Source organism: Galbibacter sp. (assembly GCF_035306585.1).
Lineage (GTDB): Bacteria > Bacteroidota > Bacteroidia > Flavobacteriales > Flavobacteriaceae > Galbibacter.
Genome location: NZ_DATGNU010000069.1, coordinates 1 through 5,189, shown reverse-complemented (window position 1 = coordinate 5,189; position 5,189 = coordinate 1). Strand labels below are relative to the sequence as shown.

The window sequence follows — 5,189 nt, the reverse complement described above, 5'->3', positions numbered from 1 at the left end:
GCCCGCCGTATGACCACTATTTATATGTTTTTTTAGCTACTTCCAACCCTTAATAGTGCTCCTCTCCATCATCAAAGGTTTTGGCTATTTTTTCGATATTTAAACTCCTTGCCATGGCATCAAAGATATTTCTATAGACGCTTTCATTGGCGTATATTTCTTGATGAGTTCCCGATTCCACCACACTTCCTTTTTCCATTACATAAATACGATCTGCATCAATAATTTGAGAAATACTATGAGAAATAATAATCACGGTGCGGTCCTTTTTAATGGCGTCTAAGCTATTTTTAATTTGTTCGGTAGCAATGGCGTCTAAACTAGCTGTGGGCTCATCTAAAAAGATAATTGGAGGGTTCTTAAGAAACATTCTCGCAATGGCTATTCGTTGTTGTTGTCCCCCAGAGAGCAGCAGTGCATTGCTCTCGAATTGCTCTTCAAGCTCCATTATTTGCTGGTAGATGTAGGCCTGTTTCGCGGCATGTTCTACCTCTTTTATGCTGGCATGGGGGTTGCCGTAACGGATATTATCAGCTATGGATCCGCTGAAAATATGATTTTTTTGAAGTACTAGACCAATATTGTTTCTAATAAACTGTGTGTCGTACTCCTTTAATGGAATACCATCTAGGTATATTTCACCCTTTGTGGGTTGATAGAATTTATCCAGCAAATTAATGACGGTACTTTTTCCAGCTCCACTGAGCCCAACAAGTGCTGTTATTTTGTTAGGCTCGATGGTGATGTTAATGCCCTTTAGTGCCTCTGTGCCGTTAGGATAGGTAAAGTGAACGTTCTTAATCTCAAATTTTCCAGTGATCGCTTCTGGTTTATAGGTTCCTGAGCTTTCTACTTCCTGTTCTGAGTTTAGGATCTCAAAATAGCTTTCCGAGTATATCATCGCATCATTCATCTGGTCAAATATGCGATGAAGCTGTCCAATGGGTGCGGTAACATTATTAAAGAGCAGAATATGAAACATGATCATTCCGATGCTCATATAGCCTTGTAGTACTAGATAAGCGGTCAGAATAATAATAATGACAGTTCCTATTTGTTCTACAAAGGTTTTAACACCATTAAAAAGAAATCCAGTACGTTGGGTTCGGAGTTGGTTGTCTGTCATCTCAATTTGAATCGTGTTTTGCTTATCGGATTCAATAGCCTCCCGATTAAAGGACTTTATTACAGTGATCGATTGGATAATGTTTACAATTCCTTGACTTTTTCGTTCTCTGAATTCACGCATGTTTCTGCGCCATCCACTAAGAGTTTTGGCTTGTTTTATAGTGATCAAGATATAAACTGGCACTATGCAGATCCCCACTAAGCCTACCCAGAAGTTTGCATTAAACATCAGCACCAGTGCGATAAAAGAGTTTGCAAATAGTGGAAGGATGTTGATAAAGAAGTTTTGCACCAGTTGTGTCAGGCTCCCAATACCACGATCGATTCTAGTTTGTAATTTACCTGATTCATTCGTAGTTGAGGTGTAAAACGACATGCGATACGTTAGGATTTTATCCACGATGGTTTGGGCCAGATCTCTGGAGACATAAATGCGTAATTTCTCGCCATAATATTTTTGGCCAAAGGTGATAAAGACATTTATGAGCTCTTTGCTAAGGAGTATAATGGAGATAATAATTAAGATATTCAACCCTTCCTTTAGGCCCGCTCCCTTTTGTAGTAAAGCGTTCACTTCATCGACCGTATACTTAAGAATCAGGGCGTTAACCTGGGCTGTAAAGGAGCCAATTAGCGTAAGAAATAGTGCAGCAAAGACAAGCCAACCGTATGGTTTGACAAATGGCCAAACATTTTTAAATAATTGTGGTAACGTCATTTAAATACAACTAATACACTCAAAGGTATCTAATTATTTAGAAAGGGTCATAAAAATAAAGCCTTTAGTGCTAAAAACACTAAAGGCTCCCTTTTAAGAATAATTAAATTTAAATTATGAAATCTATTTTACCAATGTCGCGGCGTTATTTTCTACGGCCTTTTATGCTTCACAGCTGGCACATTCTTTTTTCTGTTTAAATTTCTGAGCAGCATTCATGCTATGTTGATAATAGAGCGATTTTAACCCTAATTTCCAAGCGGTTACATGAATATTGTTGATTTGTTTAACCGGCATTTCTGGGTGTATAATGATATTTACCGACTGTCCTTGGTCAATGAATGGTTGACGACCAGCGGCTTGATAAATAATGTCCAATTGATCAATCTCAGAATAGGTTTTAAATACATCTTTCTCCAGATCTGTTAGGAATTCTAAATGTTGAACAGAACCGTCCATATCACGAATACTTCTCCAGACCTCCAAAGTATTTTGTCCTTTTTGCTCTAACAATTCTTCCAGGAATGGATTTTTGATAGTGGTTTTAATCTTCGCAATATCTTTTACGTATATGTTGGACCAAATCGGCTCAATCCCTTGAGAGACTTGTCCTAAAATAAATGCAGATGAAGTGGTTGGTGCAATAGCATTTAATGTAGCATTACGTCTTCCATAGCCTTTTAACACCGCTGGTTCACCAAATTTCTCTGCGAGTTCCTTTGATGCTTTGTAGGAACGATCTTGTATGGTTTTAAAAATCTCGTGGTTCAGGTCAAAAGCTTTTTGTGAATTAAATGGTAACATTTTTGACTGTAAAAGTGAATGCCATCCAAGTACTCCTAATCCAAGAGCTCGATTTTCTTTAGCGAAGTTATAAGCTCTTTCCATAAATAAGAAAGTCTGACGATCCTCTCTATCGCTCGATTCTTTGTAGACATCTAATTTCTCAATAAACTCTGTAATTACAGCGTCTAGGAAATAAATCATCGTTTCTACAGCATCGGTATCTTTCCATTTGTCATAGTGTAATAGGTTTACACTTGAGAGCACGCATACGAAAGACCAGTGCTCATTAGAAGGCAACATAATTTCAGTACATAGGTTACTGGCATATATGCGGTGGTTTTTATCCTTATAGGCCTCTACTGTACCGTTGTTAGCATTGTCTGAGAAGAATATATAAGGGTACCCCATTTCTCCCCGGCTTTGTAAAACCTTCGCCCAAATGGTTCGTTTTTCAACATCACCTTCAATCATTTCGTTCATCCATTGATTGCTCACGGTAACTCCGTGAGTCAATTGCTGAATAGGATTCCCTTCGGTCCCTATTTCAAGAAATTCTTTTATATCCTTGTGATCGATTGGAAGGTAGGGAGAGAAACGGCCTCTACGTACCGAACCTTGACTTACGACATCTACCATCGATTCAAATAATTGCATAATATGCACAGCACCAGAGGCTTCTCCATTGTTTTTTACTGGAGCTCCTCGATGTCTTATTTTACCAAAATAACCAGATGTTCCACCACCGAGTTTGGACATCATTCCTACCTCAGATTGGGTGTATAGGATGTTCCCCATATCGTCATCTATATGAGATCCAAAACAACTTATCGGAAGACCTCTTTCTTTTCCAAAATTTGACCAAACTGGAGAGGCCAAGGAAAAGAACCCTTCAGACATATAATTGTAAAACTTATCGGCGTACCCTTCAATTTTCAATATTTGCTCTGCACGCTCTGCGATTTCGCGTATCCTAGCTTTAGGAGTAACACCCTCGGTTAAATAACCGGAAGCCAAGAACTGTTGGCTATATTCATTGAGCCACTTAAAACCGTCATCATTTGATTTTGCCTTACTGGCTAAAAAGCCTTTTCGAGCATCGATCAATTGTTGTGCGTTGTTGTCTATAGTTTCGGTTTGGGGCTGATGATTGAGTGTTTTCTTTTCCATATACTAAAATAAATCGTCACTGGTTATACTTTGTGTTCTTTTGCTATAATTGATAGATCGTTTGACGAAGAAGTCTCCGTGTTTTGTGCCGATGATTTCGTCATCAAACCATTCCGTTTCTGCTAATAGCTTTTCATCAACTTCAAAGACTTCTTTAATGCCGATGCTTACAAGCGATTTGTTGAAACGATTTTTGATAAACTCATTAACGACATCTTTGGGCAAGAAATCGAGTTCACCATCTTCGAATATCCAATCTACAATTTTACTCTCAGCAGTGAAGGCATCTTCACATAATTGCTGAATAAGTAGTTCGTATGAATGATCAAACCATTCTGGTTGTTCTTTTTTAATAATGTTAATAATGTCAATACCAAAATCTCCGTGTATTTGCTCTTCTTTCGAGGTAGCCTCTACCACATTTGAAATTCCTTTTAGCATATTCTTATGCTTGTTAAAGGCCATTATGATTAGAAACTGAGAGAACAATGATACGTGTTCTATAAAAAGAGAAAATAATAATATGGACTCGGTATATTCCCTGGTGTTTTCACTTTTTGCATTTTTAAGAGCAGACTCTAAGTACTGTACTCTTCTCATAATTACAGGCTTTTTCTTTAGATCCTCAAACTCTTTATTCAGACCTAAGATCTCCAGAAGGTGGGAGTAAGCATCGTGATGCCTAACCTCGCTTTCGGCAAAAGTAGCGCCTACGGAACCAATCTCTGGTTTCGGCATTCTATGGTAAATATCGCCCCAAAAGGTTTTTACAGCGACCTCTATTTGAGAGATGGCTAACATAGTGTTTTTGATAACACTTTGTTCAACTGGTGTTAAATTTGATTTGTAATCCTGAATATCGCTAGTGAAGTTAAATTCCGTATGTATCCAATAAGAATGACGTATTGCTGGAACGTACTCGTACAGTTGTGGGTACTCATAAGGCTTCAAATTCACACGCTTTTCGAAAATGTTACTTTTTCGATTTTGTGCCTGTTTGTTTCTATATAATATATATGCCTTGGCAACGTCGTGAAATTCACTAGTCATTAATCTTTCTTCCACCACATCCTGAACTTCCTCCACGGTGGGGATATAATCCTGAAGTTGCTCACTTCGCTCTAGCAACGTCTGATGTACACTCTCTGCTATTCGATTCGCATCCTCTTCCTGCCCATGTCCAACGGCTTCCATGGCCTTGAGGATCGCCTTGCTTATTTTGTTGAGTTCGAAGGGTTTTTGAGTAAAATCCCTCTTTGTAATGCGGGTAATAGTCATAACTGAATGGATAAAAAAATTGATTTCAAAACGAATAATGTAAAGGTCAGAATAATTTACGCACAAAACCATAGCCCCCGATTTATGTTCTCAACATTTTATCAACAGTTTT

Annotated in this window: 3 protein-coding genes; all 3 read right to left on the bottom strand. The window is 38.2% G+C overall.

Annotated elements, in window-relative coordinates:
* Positions 1-49 precede the first annotated feature (49 nt).
* Positions 50-1,846: an ABC transporter ATP-binding protein gene (locus VKY50_RS07195; RefSeq protein WP_324300329.1), complete on the bottom strand. Its 1,797-nt coding sequence runs from the start codon at positions 1,844-1,846 to the stop codon at positions 50-52.
* A 162-nt stretch (positions 1,847-2,008) separates the two neighbouring features.
* Positions 2,009-3,799 (bottom strand): ribonucleoside-diphosphate reductase subunit alpha, encoded by a 1,791-nt coding sequence (locus VKY50_RS07190; RefSeq protein ID WP_324300327.1) that lies wholly within the window; start codon positions 3,797-3,799, stop codon positions 2,009-2,011.
* Positions 3,800-3,802: 3 nt separating this feature from the next.
* Positions 3,803-5,077 (bottom strand): ribonucleotide-diphosphate reductase subunit beta, encoded by a 1,275-nt coding sequence (locus VKY50_RS07185; protein ID WP_324300325.1) that lies wholly within the window; start codon positions 5,075-5,077, stop codon positions 3,803-3,805.
* Positions 5,078-5,189 lie beyond the last annotated feature (112 nt).

Bases quoted from the DNA above. Each gene is read 5' to 3' on its own strand.
- VKY50_RS07195 (WP_324300329.1), bottom strand. From the start codon at position 1,846: ATGACGTTACCACAATTATTTAAAAATGTTTGGCCATTTGTCAAACCA.
- VKY50_RS07190 (WP_324300327.1), bottom strand. From the start codon at position 3,799: ATGGAAAAGAAAACACTCAATCATCAGCCCCAAACCGAAACTATAGAC.
- VKY50_RS07185 (WP_324300325.1), bottom strand. From the start codon at position 5,077: ATGACTATTACCCGCATTACAAAGAGGGATTTTACTCAAAAACCCTTC.